At 54.5% G+C, this 14723-nt stretch carries 16 protein-coding genes and 1 riboswitch; of the genes, 10 read left to right on the top strand and 6 right to left on the bottom strand.

Annotated features, from left to right (window positions below):
* Positions 1 to 52 precede the first annotated feature (52 nt).
* Together ACR0DU_RS09045 and ACR0DU_RS09040 are read left to right on the top strand one after the other, a co-directional pair.
* On the top strand, positions 53 to 1360 hold the full coding sequence (locus tag ACR0DU_RS09045) for a TRAP transporter large permease (RefSeq protein ID WP_010441630.1): 1308 nt from the start codon (positions 53 to 55) through the stop codon (positions 1358 to 1360).
* Between the two features lie 13 nt (positions 1361 to 1373).
* Complete coding sequence (locus tag ACR0DU_RS09040) at positions 1374 to 1784, top strand: universal stress protein (RefSeq protein WP_480873812.1); 411 nt, start codon at positions 1374 to 1376, stop codon at positions 1782 to 1784.
* A 70-nt stretch (positions 1785 to 1854) separates the two neighbouring features.
* Here the strand turns inward: ACR0DU_RS09040 and ACR0DU_RS09035 are convergent, their stop codons facing one another.
* Together ACR0DU_RS09035 and ACR0DU_RS09030 are read right to left on the bottom strand one after the other, a co-directional pair.
* A complete protein-coding gene (locus ACR0DU_RS09035) occupies positions 1855 to 2154 on the bottom strand; it encodes a CcdB family protein (protein WP_480873809.1) in 300 nt (99 codons plus the stop codon).
* Positions 2154 to 2384, bottom strand: coding sequence for a type II toxin-antitoxin system CcdA family antitoxin (locus tag ACR0DU_RS09030; RefSeq protein WP_170543922.1), 231 nt, complete (start codon positions 2382 to 2384; stop codon positions 2154 to 2156). Before ACR0DU_RS09030 ends, ACR0DU_RS09035 begins: the two co-directional genes overlap by 1 nt.
* Positions 2385 to 2560: 176 nt before the next feature.
* A riboswitch (TPP riboswitch) is annotated at positions 2561 to 2666 on the top strand.
* Between the two features lie 32 nt (positions 2667 to 2698).
* Between ACR0DU_RS09030 and thiB the strand changes: the two genes are divergently transcribed.
* The 3 genes from thiB to ACR0DU_RS09015 are packed head-to-tail and all read left to right on the top strand — an operon-like array spanning position 2699 to position 5881.
* Positions 2699 to 3679, top strand: a complete 981-nt coding sequence (gene thiB / locus ACR0DU_RS09025) for a thiamine ABC transporter substrate binding subunit (RefSeq protein ID WP_480873806.1) — start codon at positions 2699 to 2701, stop codon at positions 3677 to 3679.
* Positions 3655 to 5202: an ABC transporter permease family protein gene (locus tag ACR0DU_RS09020; protein WP_480873803.1), complete on the top strand. Its 1548-nt coding sequence runs from the start codon at positions 3655 to 3657 to the stop codon at positions 5200 to 5202. Before thiB ends, ACR0DU_RS09020 begins: the two co-directional genes overlap by 25 nt.
* Positions 5189 to 5881 carry an ATP-binding cassette domain-containing protein gene (locus ACR0DU_RS09015; RefSeq protein WP_170780539.1) on the top strand — a complete coding sequence of 231 codons (693 nt, stop codon included), beginning with the start codon at positions 5189 to 5191 and terminating at the stop codon, positions 5879 to 5881. The genes ACR0DU_RS09020 and ACR0DU_RS09015 overlap by 14 nt, the downstream gene beginning before the upstream one ends.
* Here the strand turns inward: ACR0DU_RS09015 and ACR0DU_RS09010 are convergent.
* From ACR0DU_RS09010 to ACR0DU_RS08995, 4 genes are all read right to left on the bottom strand, one after another.
* Positions 5869 to 6348, bottom strand: coding sequence for a putative molybdenum carrier protein (locus ACR0DU_RS09010; RefSeq protein WP_480873800.1), 480 nt, complete (start codon positions 6346 to 6348; stop codon positions 5869 to 5871). The two genes, ACR0DU_RS09015 and ACR0DU_RS09010, sit on opposite strands and share 13 nt — an antisense overlap.
* Before the next feature lie 17 nt (positions 6349 to 6365).
* Entirely contained in the window at positions 6366 to 7307 is a 942-nt protein-coding gene (locus tag ACR0DU_RS09005; RefSeq protein ID WP_480873797.1) for a 4-hydroxyproline epimerase, read from the bottom strand.
* On the bottom strand, positions 7298 to 8257 hold the full coding sequence (locus tag ACR0DU_RS09000; protein ID WP_319544477.1) for a dihydrodipicolinate synthase family protein: 960 nt from the start codon (positions 8255 to 8257) through the stop codon (positions 7298 to 7300). The genes ACR0DU_RS09005 and ACR0DU_RS09000 overlap by 10 nt, the downstream gene beginning before the upstream one ends.
* Before the next feature lie 91 nt (positions 8258 to 8348).
* On the bottom strand, positions 8349 to 8951 hold the full coding sequence (locus ACR0DU_RS08995) for a helix-turn-helix domain-containing protein (RefSeq protein WP_170774483.1): 603 nt from the start codon (positions 8949 to 8951) through the stop codon (positions 8349 to 8351).
* Between the two features lie 146 nt (positions 8952 to 9097).
* Between ACR0DU_RS08995 and glyA the strand changes: the two genes are divergently transcribed.
* The 5 genes from glyA to ACR0DU_RS08970 all read left to right on the top strand — a co-directional run bounded on the left by glyA (position 9098) and on the right by ACR0DU_RS08970 (position 14601).
* Complete coding sequence (gene glyA / locus ACR0DU_RS08990; protein WP_480873794.1) at positions 9098 to 10351, top strand: serine hydroxymethyltransferase; 1254 nt, start codon at positions 9098 to 9100, stop codon at positions 10349 to 10351.
* Between the two features lie 11 nt (positions 10352 to 10362).
* Positions 10363 to 11742, top strand: coding sequence for a dihydrolipoyl dehydrogenase (gene lpdA, locus ACR0DU_RS08985; protein WP_480873791.1), 1380 nt, complete (start codon positions 10363 to 10365; stop codon positions 11740 to 11742).
* 14 nt (positions 11743 to 11756) lie between these two features.
* Positions 11757 to 12701, top strand: a complete 945-nt coding sequence (gene lipA, locus ACR0DU_RS08980) for a lipoyl synthase (protein WP_480873788.1) — start codon at positions 11757 to 11759, stop codon at positions 12699 to 12701.
* A 25-nt stretch (positions 12702 to 12726) separates the two neighbouring features.
* Positions 12727 to 14100, top strand: coding sequence for an alanine/glycine:cation symporter family protein (locus tag ACR0DU_RS08975; RefSeq protein ID WP_029621957.1), 1374 nt, complete (start codon positions 12727 to 12729; stop codon positions 14098 to 14100).
* 78 nt (positions 14101 to 14178) lie between these two features.
* On the top strand, positions 14179 to 14601 hold the full coding sequence (locus ACR0DU_RS08970) for a universal stress protein (protein ID WP_010441645.1): 423 nt from the start codon (positions 14179 to 14181) through the stop codon (positions 14599 to 14601).
* The last annotated feature ends 122 nt before the right edge of the window (positions 14602 to 14723 follow it).

Genomic DNA, 14723 nt, shown 5'->3' with positions numbered 1-14723 from the left:
GCAACCTGACATAGACCGCGCGAACGGCCACTAGGTAAGGAAACTAAGGATCATGAGCCTCGAACTAATTACAGCGCTGTATTTCTTAATACTGTTTGGGATCCTTTTTATGGGCCTGCCGGTTGCGTTCGGTTTGGGTGGAACGGCAGTGCTGTTTGCCTTGGTTTTTGAACCCCGCGCGCTGCTTTCGGTACCAAGTGCCTTCTATTCAACACCTTGGAACTCGGTTTTGGTCACAGTTCCCCTATTCCTGTTTATGGGTTCACTAATAAGATTTTCTGGGATAGCCGAGACGGCCTATGATGCCGTGTACAAACTGATTGGCCATATTCACGGCGGTCTCGCCATGGGTACGGTACAGGTTTGTACGGTGTTTGCTGCCATCACCGGCATCACACCTCCGGCAACGACCACAATGGGTCAAATCGCTTACCCGTCAATGATGCGCTATAAATATGATCGCCGTATCGCGATTGGCTGTATCGCGGCTGGCGGTGCGTTGGGCGCACTGATCCCTCCCAGCGTTCCCTTCATCTTTTATGGTTTGCTGGCCAAGGTTTCGATCGGTGATCTGTTCATGGCAGGCCTCTTGCCGGGCCTGATGCTGGCGACATTCTATACGATCTATATCGGCGTACGCTGCAAAATTCAGCCTGAACTGGGCCCCGCGCTGCCTGCAGATCAGAAATTCACCCGCGCCGAAAAACTGACCGCAGTTCTCAGCATCTGGCCATTTGCACTACTGATCATCATCGTTCTGGGTGTCATCTGGGGCGGTATCGCAACCCCTGCCGAAGCAGCGGCATTTGGTGCGGCGGGTGCATTTGTCATCAACCTGATCTACGGAAAGCTGACCTGGGAAGTTTTGAAGGAATCGCTGGTTTCCACTTTAAAACTCAGCGGCATGGGTCTGTGGATCCTGATCGGTGCAACTGTCTATCTGAATGTGTTCAATACTCTGGGCAGCCAGGATTTGTTGACCAACCTGGTACTTTCCATGCCGGGCGGCAGCACAGGCATCCTGCTGATGATGATGCTGATCATCCTCGTTCTGGGTATGGTGATGGACGATTGGGCTATCATCATGCTGTGTACCCCGCTGTTCATTCCAATCATTGACGAGTTGGGGATCGACAAGCTGTGGTTTGGCGCACTGTTCATCGTGAACATCCAGATCGCCTATCTGACACCTCCGTTTGGTTTCGTGCTGTTCTGGATCAAAGGGGTGCTACCCAAAGATGTCAGCATGGGCGACGTCTACAACTCGGTTGGCCCGTTTGTTGTGCTGCAGTTTGTTGGTCTGACACTAATCTTCATCTTCCCGCAGATCGCAACCTGGCTGCCAAGCATCCTGAAATAACCCGGAGGTTCCGATGTATAACCATATCCTCGTTCCAGTCGCACCCGATCACATCAACGACTGCTCCTTGTCTCTGGATGCTGCAAGCCGTCTGCTGGCAGACGGAGGAACCGTATCGGTGCTATCGGTTCTCGAAGAACTTCCTTCGTATATCGGCTCGTACTTTCCTGCGGAACAGGTTCAGAAAAGCGTTTCAGAGTTTGAAGAAAGACTGGGCACAGCCGTGGAGGCTTCGAACACCAGTACGCATGTCGTGACTGGGCATCCCACAAATTCGATCCTCGATTGGGCTGAAAAGCACAAAGCGGATTGCATCATCGTGGCGTCGCATCAACCGGGTCTTTCGGACTATCTGATCGGCTCAACGGCTGCACGTGTTGTCCGGCATGCCCAATGCAGTGTTGTTGTGCTTCGTGGAAAATAGAACTGAAGACCAATAACCTGCCGCTTCTGCAGATTAACGATGGCTGGCCTATTTGGCCAGCCATTCCTTTTCAGAAGCCTTGCATCAGCATATCGACAGCAACGGTAATTTTTTCAAACTCGTCAACGAGATTCCCTACTGGCGATTTGAGTACCCCTGTCGGAACAGCCGCCATAAACTGGGTCACCATGACAACCGGCTCATCCATGATCATGAACTCTGGGTTAAGACGAGTTGCAGGTTTCGGCGCGTGCGGTTTCGGCAATAGGGGTACGACCACACGTGTGTTCAGATCGCTCAGAAGATCTGATTGGACATCCAACAAGAAGCCATCGCCAGAGGGGTTCGGAAACACATCGTATTTTGGCATCAGAACTGACGAAACCGCTCCAGAGGTAATCCATGTTTTTCAACATAAGAGTTGGAGCTTTGCAGAGCTTCGGCGTTCTCCGCTTGCCATTGCTCTGCCTTGGCTGCCGCCACGGCTGCACGAACCCCCTCCTCCGCGGCCCGCGAAAGGTTCACTTTCAGTTTTCGAGCCTCGGTAAGCAAAGCGGGATCGAGCGACAGATTGGTCGGTTTCCGTGCTTGGACATTCATATAACCAACCTCCTCATAAGCAAATTTAACACCATATATTATGCGCGTCAAATTTGCGTATAAAAGCGCGCATCAATTTCAACATCAAACTGAGCGATTAGTCGGCAAAAATCGACCTGCTGCAGGCTTGAAGCTCAGGATTTTGGTTGTATTTGCGCTCGTGTCACCCTAATCACAGCCCTACCTCGGGGTGCGCGCGATACTGCGCTGAGATGTCCACTGGCAAACCCGTTGAACCTGAACCGGCTAGAACCGGCGGAGGGAAAGGTACAGGTTTTGTCCATCCTTGCCCTCTCGCCGCATTGGAGGATGATATGAAACATCTGGCAATTGCTGCGGGAATACTGACTGCGACATCGGCTGTTGCAGCCGACAAACCACAGTTGACCGTTTATACATATGACAGCTTCGTCTCGGACTGGGGCCCTGGCCCTATAGTCGAAGAAGCATTTGAGGCAGTATGTGACTGCGACCTTAATCTTGTGGGCGTCGAAGACGGTGCCGCCCTGTTGTCACGCATCCGTCTTGAGGGTGAGAACACCGATGCAGATGTTGTGCTGGGGCTAGATACCAATCTGATTGCCGCCGCCAAGGAAACCGGCTTGTTTGCCCCTCATTCGGTAACCGCTGATTACGCGCTGCCAATCCAATGGACAGACGATACTTTCGTTCCTTTTGATTGGGGTTACTTTGCCTTTGTTCACAACGCTGATGCGTCAGCGCCCGCCAATTTTCGGGAACTGGCGGACAGCGAGGCTAAAATCATCATTCAAGACCCACGCTCATCTACGCCGGGTCTGGGCCTGCTATTGTGGGTCAAGGCGGCTTATGGTGATGAAGCCCCGGCAATCTGGGCTGATCTTTCCGACAACATCGTGACTGTGACCAAAGGCTGGTCCGAAGCTTATGGGCTGTTTCTCGATGGCGAGGCTGACATGGTGTTGAGCTACACAACATCTCCTGCCTATCATCTGATCGCCGAGGAAGATGCCAGCAAAGCAGCTGCAGCCTTTGACGAAGGCCATTATATGCAGATCGAAGTTGCGGCAAAATTGGCTGGCTCGGATCATTCAGATTTGGCCGACCAGTTTTTGAATTTCATGGTTTCCGACGCGTTCCAGCAGATCATCCCGACAACCAACTGGATGTATCCAGCCGTCACCCCGTCCTCGGGGCTGCCCGAAGGTTTTGACACTCTGGTCGTTCCTCAGAAATCTCTGATTATTGATCCCAGCGAAGCTGCAACCAAAAGAGATGAGGCATTGACGGAATGGCTGGGCGCACTCAGCCAGTAAGCTCATGGCCAGGTATCAGCGCAGCGGTCCTTGTCGCCGCGCTGATATTGGGAACTTTGGCCACAGTTGGTTTACGTGCCGAAACCAGCGGCGGATTCAATCCCTCTGATTGGGCGGCGCTGCGCTTTACGCTTTTGCAAGCAACGCTCTCTGCAGCGTTCAGTTCTATTTTGGCCATCCCAGTGGCACGCGCATTGGCGCGGCGGCGGTTTCGTGGACGACGGGTATTGATAGCGCTCTTGGGGGCGCCATTCATCCTACCGGTGATCGTCGCGATATTGGGATTGCTGCAGGTTTTTGGCCGCTCTGGATGGATCTCGGATGTATTGGGCGTTTTTGGCCTTCCACCAATCCAGATTTACGGGCTGCACGGAGTCGTTCTGGCCCATGTGTTTTTCAATCTCCCTCTTGCAACGCGGCTGATTTTGCAAGGATGGCAGGAGGTTCCAGCAGAACGATTTCGTCTAGCCGCACAGCTTGGATGTGATGGGATGGCAATGTTTCGATTGATCGAATTGCCTATGCTGCGGCGCGTTTTGCCCGGCGTTCTGGCCGTTATCTTTGCCATCTGCCTGACTAGCTTTGCCGTTGCTCTAACGTTAGGCGGCGGCCCGCGCGCGACCACGATCGAACTCGCGATTTATCAGGCGTTTACATATGATTTCGACCTTGGTCGTGCAGCGCTGCTATCCGCGTTGCAACTGGCCCTGACTGCGGCTGCCGCACTGGCGGCCCTGAAGTTTTCGAGAGGGGACGGCTTTGGGGCGGGCCTCAACCGTGCAATCCGCCGTTGGGATGGTGGAACGCCTCTGTTGGACGCGTTTTGGATTATCGCCGCAGCAACATTCTTACTTTTGCCATTGGCATCTGTGGTGATTTCAGGCGTGTTGGGATTGTTCGAACTACCCACCCTAGTGTTTCGCGCAGCCGCCACTTCGATCCTCGTGGCCACCATCAGCACCATGCTGTTGTTGCTGCTCGCGGTGCCTATGGCTGTTTCTGCGGCGACCGGAAGGTATGGCATCGTTGAACTGTGCGGCATTCTCGGCCTCGCTGCATCACCACTGGTTATCGGCACCGGTCTATTTATTCTGATCCGCCCTGTCGCCAATCCAGCTATGCTGGCCCTTCCCGTCACTGCACTGGTTAACGCCGTGATGGCCTTGCCTTTCGCGCTTCGAATACTCGTGCCCGCTGCGCGCGACACGATAAAGCGGCACAGACGTTTGGCCCTGTCTCTGGATATGAACAAGCGCACATTTTTCACCCGCATCATAGTGATGCGTCTTCGCCCTCAAATCGGTTTTGCTGCAGGCTTGGCTGCTGCCCTGTCGATGGGTGACCTTGGCGTAATCGCATTGTTCGCTGATGCGCAGATCGCAACCCTTCCATTGCAGATTTATCGCCTTATGGGGGCCTACCAAATGCAAGCGGCTGCGGGCGGAGCGTTGTTGCTGCTTCTACTTTCGATGGGCGTGTTTTGGATACTGGATCGTGGAGGGCGTTGGCATGCTGAAGCTTGATGAATGCATCATCTCGAACGGCAGCTTTCTGCTGAATGCCGATTTTGAAATCGAAACCGGAGCCAAGGTCGCGGTCATTGGCCCATCTGGCGCAGGGAAATCTACGTTGCTGGAAACCATTGCCGGATTTCGGGATTTGAAGGCCGGGCAGATGCACTGGAATGACCAAAGTCTGACCACACTGTCTCCGGGAAAAAGACCGTTTGCGATGCTGTTTCAGGACGGAAATTTGTTCCCGCATCTGACCGCGGCCCAAAATGTTGGCTTGGGCATCCGCCCGAATGGGCGCTTGTCAGATGAAGAAAAGGAAATGGTAAGGACGGCCTTGCATCGCGTTGGCCTACCGGAAATGGGAACCAGAAAACCTGCCGAATTGTCCGGAGGACAACAGAGCCGGGTCGCGCTGGCTAGAATATTAGTTCAAAAGCGAGATGTCTTGTTGCTGGACGAACCCTTTGCGGCCCTTGGTCCTGCGCTAAAGGCCGAGATGTTAGATCTGGTGGCGGATCTGGTGGCTGAGACCGGAACAACGCTGCTTATGGTCAGTCATGATCCTCAGGATGCGCTTCGGATAACCGAGCAAACGGTATTTATTACGGATCAGGTTGCACACGCACCTGTTGCAACCAAGCAGCTATTTGAAAATCCACCTCCTGCGCTGCGTGATTATCTGGGGTAGGCAAATTCATCGAGACTACCCTCAAGCAGATCTCGCACCTGCACATCCAGACCGGGCGCCTCTGACCCGCGCGGACCGGCAATGTTCAAGACTTCAACCGGATTTGTGCGCAACCAATCCCGCAGTTTTTGTTGACAAAACTCCGTTCCCTGCCTGACATCGAGCACCAAGTAAGGCTTTCCGGCCTCCCTTGCAAAAACAACTGTTTGTTGCGTGCCAGGACTGTCTGAACCATTCACAATTATCAGCGTTGCATCACTGGACTGAACGTTCAGCTTTGTCCGTTCGATCACTTTCGTTGAATGGGTTTCGACCAATCCGGTATAATCATGAGGGATCAGACCGGCCTCGTTTGTTCTGCCTTTTGGAACCCAACCACCATAAAGGATTTGGTGCTTTCGTGCGAAATCCAATGCAGCCAAATCAACGCCCGTTTGCCCACCCGCCACGATTTTGGAAACAGACATTCATTTCTGCCCTCTGGTTACGGTCTGATTATTCCGGTTCGGAACGGATCGCCCTCAGCAAAGATCAATGTGCTTTCAGCCATCACGTATGCTTGCCCGGTTAAACTTGGAACAACACCCCCACCCTGCCCGGGTTTATAGAACAACCGGTAGCTGCTTCCGATAACACTCTCCTGCACAATCTCTTCTCCGGCTCGCAGCTGCCCACTGGCCGCCAGACAAGCCAAACGCGCCGAACTGCCGGTGCCGCAGGGTGAGCGGTCATAATCGTTATCAGGGCATAGAACAAAGTTTCGGCTGTGGACCCCTTTATTCGGAGACTTGCCTTGCAAAATAACATGGTCGACAGGCTCGCCATTCTCACCGCCAACACCATGGGAGATACAGGCTTCGCGGATAGCAATGGTAAAGTCAGTCAATGAACGGATGTTTGCAGGTTCAACAGACATTGGGCTCGGGTCGACAATAAAAAACCAATTGCCGCCATAAGCTACGTCTCCGGTCACTGACCCGTAGCCGTCGACATCAATAGTAACCGCCTGACGCACCCGGCGGCTTTCGATATTCGTAACCTCAACGGTGTTTGGGTCCTTCAGGTCAATCACCACTTCTCCTGCAGGGGTTTCGATCCGGTGCACACCGACTCCGATCCGACCCAAATGAGCCAGTGTTACACCCAGACCGATCGTGCCATGCCCGCACATCCCCAGCACCGCATCAGCGTCAAAATAGATAACGCCCGCGGCACAGGCCGGGTTTACGGGCTCCACAAGAAGTGCACCAACCATTCCGGGCTGGCCACGCGGCTCTAGCAGAATGGATTTGTAGAACTGCTCGTGCTGCATCGCCAATCGTTCCGCCCGCTCTGCCACCGACCCCGACCCCGACCCCAGATCGGGACCGCCATCCAGAATGACACGCGTGGGCATTCCCCCGGTATGGCTGTCGATCACATGCATTCAGCGATGACCCCACCCTGTTGGACCCAGTCGTTGAACCAGTCGCGGAAAAGTTCATACTGCTGTTCGCAATAGTTTCGCTGCGCGTCAGACAACTCGTCTGTTTCGTTGAAATGCAGACGGTATTCATCTTCACCATTCAGGACCAGAAGATGTTTATAGTACAGAACGAGGTCCGTACCTTCGTCAAAACTTGCCAATACGCCAAACGCCTCATCCAATTCGCGTGCGCGCAGGCGGGCTTCGGCGTGACCAGTCGCGGCTTTCTTGGCCAGTGCCGCCAGCAGCAGCGCCTCTTTCGGCAGCGCCGTGCCGATCCCAGTAATTGACCCCGTGGCTCCACAATTTACGAAACCGTGATAGACCTCGGTGTCTACACCGACCATTAACGTAACCTGATCGTCCTTAGACGTAATGAATTCGGCAGCATATCTCAGATCGTCTTTGCCTCCGAATTCTTTGAAACCGACCAGATTTGGATGTTCGGCCCGGAGTGCGAAAAACAAGTCAGCGCGGGTCGCAAAACCGTATACTGGGCTGTTATAGATAATCGCTGGAACGTCGGGTGCTGCTGATAAGATGGCTTTGAAATGGTTCTTTTGTGCCGCGATCGACGAGCCACGCGAAAGAACACGTGGAATAACCATCAGACCTGATGCGCCCACTTTCTGCGCATGAGCTGCATGCGCGACCGCTGATTTCGAGTTAATGGCACCTGTGCCAACAACCACAGGCAATCCAGCATCAACCAGCCTTTCAACGCCTTCCATCCTTTGCGCATCCGTTAGCAAAGGCCAATCGCCCATCGATCCACAATACACCACGGCAGACATGCCGGCGTCGATCATCTCTTTGCCCTTTTTGACCAAAGCATCGAAATCCGGAGCCCGATTAGGCAGGCAGGGTGTCATTAATGCAGGCATCGTGCCGGCAAAGATATTCTGTGTCATGTGCTTCTTCTTTTGTTCGGATTGAGAGTGCTCAAATTCTAATTCCGTCCCAACAACAACACGGTTATCAAAACAAACCGTCACATCGGTTTCACTCGAGCGATACCCACAACACCTGGGCATCTTCTTTGCTGGTTGAGATGCATCCGTGCCCCATACTGCTGTCGTAATATAGTGAATCCCCAGCTTTCATGGGCAATGGTCGATAGTGTTCGGATACAAACGTCAACTCGCCGCTGATTACATACATGAACTCTTCGCCACTGTGTCTGATCCAAGTATCATACTCTGAAATATCTCTGGCTTTGATCGTCGCGATATAGGGAAGCATCCGCTTGCTTGTGAGCTCTGTGCACAGAAGCTCATGTAAATAGGTAGGTGTGTTCTTGATTTCACCCTCACCCTTGGCGGTGAAATCGCGTCGCCCTGATATGCCGGTCTGTCCTGACTGCAGGAACAGTTGAGGCGTGCTCATACCCAGTGCCTGTGTCAGCCTTCGCACGATGTCAAAACTAGGTCGCGTTTGATTGTTTTCAATTTTCGAAAGCGTGGATCGACCGATTCCCGCTGCCCGACCAGCCTCTTCCAAAGTCCAGCCTTTTTCACGACGCGCATCACGGATCGAGCGTCCTAGTACAGCTCCATCGCCCAATTCATCCGGTCCAGAAGTATCATTTGGGTGGTCCTCAACCATATAATTCTCCCCTTTTTCTGAAGGTTAAAGGTTTCCACAACATCCTACAACTTTCCTGTTGCTAAATATTTGTTGCCTTATAGGTACATTCTCCACTATAGGAAACTTAATTTCCTGTTTGGGGATCATGGTCGATGGAGGAGATAATGTTCAAAAAGTCGCTCATTGAAGCCGATCCGGTCATCGCGTCATCGATTGCGCGCGAAGGCAAACGTCAGGCTGAACAGATCGAACTGATCGCTTCTGAAAATATTGTCTCTCAGGCTGTGATCGATGCACAGGGTTCTGTGCTGACCAACAAATATGCCGAAGGCTATCCTGGCCGCCGCTATTATGGTGGATGCGAATATGTGGATGAAGTCGAGGCCGAAGCGATCGAACGGTTGAAACAATTGTTCGGTTGCGAGTATGCAAACGTCCAACCCCATTCGGGTGCACAGGCCAACGGGGCCGTCAAACTGGCGCTACTTAGCCCTGGCGATACCATCCTGGGTATGTCGCTGGATGCTGGTGGCCACCTGACTCACGGCGCAAAACCTGCCCAATCCGGCAAGTGGTTCCGTCCGGTCCAGTACGGACTGACCGAAGCCGGGCTGATTGATTATGATCAGGTTGAGGCACTTGCCAAAGCCGAAAAACCCCAACTGATCATTGCAGGCGCATCGGCCTATTCGAAAAAAATTGACTTTGCACGCTTCCGCGCCATCGCGGATGAAGTTGGTGCTTGGTTGCTGGCCGACATGGCCCACATAGCAGGGCTTGTCGCGACAGGTCTGCATCCTTCGCCAGTTGGCCACGCCCACGTTATAACATCAACCACACACAAAACCCTGCGTGGACCGCGTGGCGGGGTTATTCTGACCAACGACGAAGCGTTAGCAAAAAAGATGAACTCAGCCGTTTTCCCCGGCTTGCAGGGCGGCCCTCTGATGCATGTGATTGCAGGAAAAGCCGTTGCATTTGGAGAAGCACTGAAACCCGAATTCAAAGAGTATATGAAGCGTGTCGTGGATAGCGCGTCAGCATTGGCGAATGTAATGATAGCGCGCGGCTGCGATATCGTTTCTGGTGGAACCGAAAACCACCTGATGCTGGTCGACCTGCGCCCAATCGGCGTAACCGGAAAAGACGCTGAAGCTGCGCTGGAGCGTGCAGGCTTCACTTGCAACAAAAACAGCGTTCCGGGTGACCCCCAGAAACCGACGATCACCAGCGGCATTCGTTTGGGCACCGCAGCTGGCTGCAGCCGGGGTTTTGGTCCGGAAGAGTTCAAGCAGATCGGTCACCTGATCGGCAATGTATTGGACGCATTGGCCCAATCGCCGGACGGGGATAAGGCCGTCGAAAAGGAAACCCGCGAAAAAGTCCGCGCCCTTTGCGCAAGCCACCCGATCTACTGAGAGAAGACCAAATGACTTACGATCTTATTGTCATCGGGGGCGGACCAGGCGGCTATGTCGCCGCGATCCGCGCAGCTCAATTGGGCATGAAAGTAGCGTGCGTTGAGGGCCGTGGTGCGCTTGGCGGGACTTGTTTGAATGTGGGGTGCATACCCTCCAAAGCGTTGCTGACCTCCTCGGCCAAATATGCCGAACTTGCACATCTCTCCTCCCACGGTATTGCGGTCGAGGGGGCCAGCATCGATGTACCAGCGATGATGGGCCGCAAGGACAAGATCGTAGGCGACCTGACCAAAGGCATCGCGTTCCTGTTCAAGAAAAACGGCGTCGATCTGATCGAGGGGTGGGCCAGCATTCCCACCGCCGGGCAAGTTAAAGTTGGAGAAGATGTCCACACAGCCAAGAACATCCTGATTGCCACGGGCTCGGAACCCACACCATTGCCGGGAATCGAGATAGACGAGCAGGACATCCTCAGCTCAACAGGTGCGATCGCATTGGAGACGGTTCCCGAACATCTGGTGGTGATCGGTGCAGGCGTTATCGGTCTGGAGCTGGGGCAGGTCTGGGCACGTCTGGGCGCCAAGGTCACGGTGGTTGAATATCTGGATCGGGTGTTGCCCGGAATTGACGGTGAGATTGCCAAACTGGCGCAGCGCGCCCTGTCCAAACGTGGATTGAAGTTCCAATTGGGTCGGGCGTTGAAATCGGTCGACAAAACGGATGCAGGTCTGACCCTGACCGTGGATCGCGTTGGCAAGGACAAGGAAGAAGTAATTGAGGCCGACAAGGTGTTGATCGCTGTCGGTCGCCGCCCCGTCACCCGAGGGCTTGGCCTAGAGGGGCTGGGCGTGGTTGTGAACCAACGTGGCGTCATAGAGGTTGACAGTACATTCCAGACATCAGTGCCAGGCATTTACGCCATCGGTGACTGCATTCCCGGCCCAATGTTGGCACATAAAGCCGAAGAAGACGGTGTTGCCTGCGTTGAAATGCTGGCAGGCGAAGCCGGGCATGTCGATTACAACACCGTGCCGGGCGTTGTGTACACAGATCCCGAAGTCGCCTCGGTAGGATTGACCGAAGAAGCGCTGAAAGACGCCGGGGCCGAGTATTCCGTCGGCAAATTCGCCTTCATGGCGAACTCGCGCGCGCGCTCGACCGGAGAAACAGACGGTGCGGTGAAAGTACTGGCAGACACTAACGGCAAGATTCTGGGCGCGCATATCTGTGGCGCTCATGGTGGCGATCTGATCGCAGAATTGGTGTTGGCGATGACCAAGGAGGCAACCGTGTCCGAAGTTGCTGCAACCTGCCATGCGCACCCTGCGATGGGTGAGGCTGTCAAAGAAGCCTGCCTCGACGCCCTAGGCCGCGCGATTCACGCCTAAACCGGAGCCGCCAGATGACCATCCAGCTTCGTCCCCGTCACCCGGAAAAAGCCAAAAAGGCAGATAGCGTTATCCCACGCAAACCCAAGTGGATTCGCAAGAAAAAGGTACAAGGCCCCGAGTTTTATGAAACCCGCCGCCTGATGCGGGACCACGATCTCGTGACGGTCTGCGAAGAGGCAGCCTGCCCAAATATCGGTGAATGCTGGTCTAAGCGGCACGCTACCATGATGATTATGGGCGAAGTCTGCACGCGCGGCTGTTCATTCTGCAATGTCTCAACCGGGCGTCCCGATGCCCTGGATGTTTTCGAACCTGGCCGGGTGGCCGCAGCAGTGAAGAAACTGGGCTTGCGTCATGTCGTCATCACATCTGTTGATCGCGATGACTTAACCGATGGCGGGGCTGAGCATATTGCACAGACAATCCGTGCGGTCCGCCATCAGAACCCTACCACGACGATCGAGGTTCTGACCCCCGATTTTCTGGGTAAGGGCGAAGCGTCAGAAGTGGTGTTCGAGGCTGCTCCGGATGTGTTCAACCACAATCTTGAGACTGTACCGCACCTCTACCCAACTGTACGCCCGGGTGCGCGTTACTATACTTCGCTACGGTTGCTGGACGATGCCAAACGCGCAAATGCCGAAGTTTTCACCAAATCCGGTTTGATGGTTGGACTAGGTGAAACGCTGAATGATGTCCGACAAGTCATGGATGATCTGCGTGCCGCAAACGTCGATTTCTTGACAGTCGGTCAATACCTGCAGCCGACGCCGAAACATCACCCGATCGACCGATTCTGGACTCCGGAAGAATTCGGCCAACTGGAACAAATCGCGCGTTCCAAGGGCTTTTTGCACGTGTCAGCAACCCCGCTGACCCGTTCGTCGTTCCACGCGGACGAAGACTTTGCCGCCCTTAAGCAAGCCCGCCAGCGGGCCATCGCAAACAGGGCATAAACCTGACGCAAATGGGAGGGAAACCATGGAAGCGTTAAATTCAATCGTAGGGGCTATTAATAGCGTCGTGTGGGGGCCGCTGATGCTGGTCCTCATCCTCGGCGTTGGCTTCTTCCTGCAGGTGGGACTGAAGTTCATGCCGATCCTGCGCATCGGCACAGGCTTCAGCCTGCTGTTCAAAGGCCGTGAAGGTCAGGGCGAAGGGCAGATCAGCCCGTTCAACGCGCTGATGACCTCGCTGTCGGCGACAATCGGTACGGGTAACATCGCCGGTGTGGCCACTGCTGTCTTCCTGGGCGGTCCGGGCGCCTTGTTCTGGATGTGGATGACCGCCCTGGTGGGCATGGCCACCAAATATGCCGAAGCTGTCTGCGCCGTGAAATACCGCGAGAAAGACGAGCTGGGCAACTATGTCGGCGGTCCGATGTACTACATCAAAAACGGTCTGGGTGCGAAATGGGCCTGGCTGGGCGTTGCGTTCGCTCTGTTCGGAGCTGTCGCAGCCTTTGGCATCGGTAACGGTGTACAGGCCAACGGTGTCGCCCAGGTTCTGGAAGCGAATTTCGGTTTCAACACCTCGGTCACCGGTGTTGTTCTGATGGTTCTGACAGCAGCCGTAATCTTGGGCGGCATCACCCGGATCGGTGCAGTTGCCGGTAAGTTGGTTCCGTTCATGGCAATCGCTTACATCATCGCGGGCTTGCTGGTACTGCTGATCAACATCGGCAACATCGGACATGCGCTGTCACTGGTCTTCACCTACGCCTTCACCCCCTCGGCCGCCGAAGGTGGTTTCGCGGGTGCCGCTGTTTGGGCTGCGATCCGCTTTGGTGTGGCACGTGGTGTCTTCTCGAACGAAGCGGGTCTGGGTTCCGCTCCGATCGCGCACGCCGCAGCCGAGACCAAAGGTCCGGTCAACCAGGGCCTGATCGCGATGCTGGGGACGTTCATCGACACTATCATCGTTTGCTCTATCACCGGTCTGGCGATCATCTCGTCGGGTGCATGGACGTCTGGTGAATCCGGTGCCGCTCTGACCAGCCACGCGTTCGAGCTATCATTGCCGGGGATCGGTGGATATCTGATCGCCATCGCTCTGTCGATCTTTGCCTTCACCACCATCTTGGGCTGGTCGTTCTACGGCGAAAAATGTGTCGAGTTCCTGCTCGGCGTCAAATCGCTGATGCCTTACCGCGTCCTGTGGATCGTCATGATCTATTTTGGAGCGACCGCGGATCTAGGCTTCATCTGGCTGCTTGCCGATACGCTGAACGCCATGATGGCTATTCCAAACCTGATCGCCCTGGCGCTGCTGAGCCCGATCGTCATCAAGCTGACGAAAGAGTTCTTCGCTTCGGGTGGCAAGTCTGAAGAGCCAGGTGGCACACCAGCCGAATAAACCTGGATAAACATACCCCGGGGGCCAGAGTGGCCCCCGGGCTTTGAAACAGATTTCTATATCTCGAGGAGAGACGTGATGGCCACGAAAATCCTGCTGCCAATTGATCACACCGACGACCGCTCATGGAAGAACGCCTTGCCGCTCGCGCTGGAACAGGCAAAATTCTATGGTGCTGAATTGCACGCAGTGGCCGTTATCCCCGAGATCATCCAACTCCCTAACCTGCCTGCCAACTATGGTGCGGGTGCCAAAGAGCATGTACGCAACGCGATTCAGGCCATTCTGGATCACGGCAATGCCGGTGACGTTCCGGTACATGTCGAAGAAGGCAGCGTCTACCGCGAAATCCTGAAGCTTGCGTACAAGGAAGGCTTCGATCTGATCGTCATGGCATCGACCAAAGGCGATTTCCCAAACTATGAGATTGGCCCGAATCTGTCACGTGTCGTGCGTAACGCGCATTGCACTGTAACAGTCGTTCGTGACCAATCCCGCTGATTAGAAAGGCTCTGGCTATGGGCGAGATTAAACGCACGCCTCTTCACGCTTTGCATGTTGAGTTGGGTGGTAAGTTGGTTGATTTTGCTGGGTGGGAGATGCCTGTTCAGTATCCATTGGGG

The organism is Ruegeria sp. G2 (assembly GCF_056533505.1).
This window is presented reverse-complemented; position numbering and strand designations above follow the sequence as displayed.

Bases quoted from the DNA above. Each gene is read 5' to 3' on its own strand.
- ACR0DU_RS08995 (WP_170774483.1), bottom strand. From the start codon at position 8,951: ATGGTTGAGGACCACCCAAATGATACTTCTGGACCGGATGAATTGGGC.
- ACR0DU_RS09040 (WP_480873812.1), top strand. From the start codon at position 1,374: ATGTATAACCATATCCTCGTTCCAGTCGCACCCGATCACATCAACGAC.
- ACR0DU_RS09015 (WP_170780539.1), top strand. From the start codon at position 5,189: ATGCTGAAGCTTGATGAATGCATCATCTCGAACGGCAGCTTTCTGCTG.
- ACR0DU_RS09005 (WP_480873797.1), bottom strand. From the start codon at position 7,307: ATGCATGTGATCGACAGCCATACCGGGGGAATGCCCACGCGTGTCATT.
- glyA (WP_480873794.1), top strand. From the start codon at position 9,098: ATGTTCAAAAAGTCGCTCATTGAAGCCGATCCGGTCATCGCGTCATCG.
- ACR0DU_RS09045 (WP_010441630.1), top strand. From the start codon at position 53: ATGAGCCTCGAACTAATTACAGCGCTGTATTTCTTAATACTGTTTGGG.
- ACR0DU_RS08975 (WP_029621957.1), top strand. From the start codon at position 12,727: ATGGAAGCGTTAAATTCAATCGTAGGGGCTATTAATAGCGTCGTGTGG.
- ACR0DU_RS09035 (WP_480873809.1), bottom strand. From the start codon at position 2,154: ATGCCAAAATACGATGTGTTTCCGAACCCCTCTGGCGATGGCTTCTTG.
- ACR0DU_RS08970 (WP_010441645.1), top strand. From the start codon at position 14,179: ATGGCCACGAAAATCCTGCTGCCAATTGATCACACCGACGACCGCTCA.
- ACR0DU_RS09030 (WP_170543922.1), bottom strand. From the start codon at position 2,384: ATGAATGTCCAAGCACGGAAACCGACCAATCTGTCGCTCGATCCCGCT.
- ACR0DU_RS09010 (WP_480873800.1), bottom strand. From the start codon at position 6,348: ATGTCTGTTTCCAAAATCGTGGCGGGTGGGCAAACGGGCGTTGATTTG.
- lipA (WP_480873788.1), top strand. From the start codon at position 11,757: ATGACCATCCAGCTTCGTCCCCGTCACCCGGAAAAAGCCAAAAAGGCA.
- ACR0DU_RS09000 (WP_319544477.1), bottom strand. From the start codon at position 8,257: ATGACACAGAATATCTTTGCCGGCACGATGCCTGCATTAATGACACCC.
- lpdA (WP_480873791.1), top strand. From the start codon at position 10,363: ATGACTTACGATCTTATTGTCATCGGGGGCGGACCAGGCGGCTATGTC.
- ACR0DU_RS09020 (WP_480873803.1), top strand. From the start codon at position 3,655: ATGGCTGGGCGCACTCAGCCAGTAAGCTCATGGCCAGGTATCAGCGCA.
- thiB (WP_480873806.1), top strand. From the start codon at position 2,699: ATGAAACATCTGGCAATTGCTGCGGGAATACTGACTGCGACATCGGCT.